The sequence below is a fragment of the Oleiphilus sp. HI0123 genome (genome assembly GCF_001635315.1).
The window spans coordinates 1-360 of record NZ_LWGE01000203.1 but is presented as its reverse complement, the minus strand read 5'-3'; the positions used below and the strand labels follow the sequence as shown (position 1 = coordinate 360).

Annotated in this window: 1 protein-coding gene; it reads right to left on the bottom strand. The window is 66.1% G+C overall.

Going from position 1 to position 360, the window contains the following annotated elements; genetic code table 11:
• Nucleotides 1-179: 179 nt before the first annotated feature.
• A partial coding sequence (locus A3761_RS26640) for a hypothetical protein (RefSeq protein WP_197472733.1) occupies nucleotides 180-360 on the bottom strand: 181 nt, incomplete at its 5' end.

The window sequence follows — 360 nt, the reverse complement described above, 5'->3', positions numbered from 1 at the left end:
TGCCCGGCCCGAAACAGCCATTCCGTGGTGACTTGAAAACGACCGGCTGTGCGGGGTCGAAATCCTGCAGGCGTGCGATCAGCTCGCCTACAGTGAGCGTCGGGGTCGGGGCGTCGCTCTGCGCGTAGAAGGTCCGTGCCATCGCTTCTCTCCTATCTGTGGGGGAGGGTTAGGCGGGGTCAGGGACGCTCGTGCTGAGCCGCAACGCCGGCATCGACCTTCGCCTGATGGCGCTTGTCAAAGTGGGCCTTTGACAGCCCTTCGATCCGGGTCAGTTCGGCCTGGGCGGCGAGATCCAGCCGCACACCAAGGCGACGGCCGAGCGCAAGGGCGCACGTCATGACGCCGCCCATCTCCTGC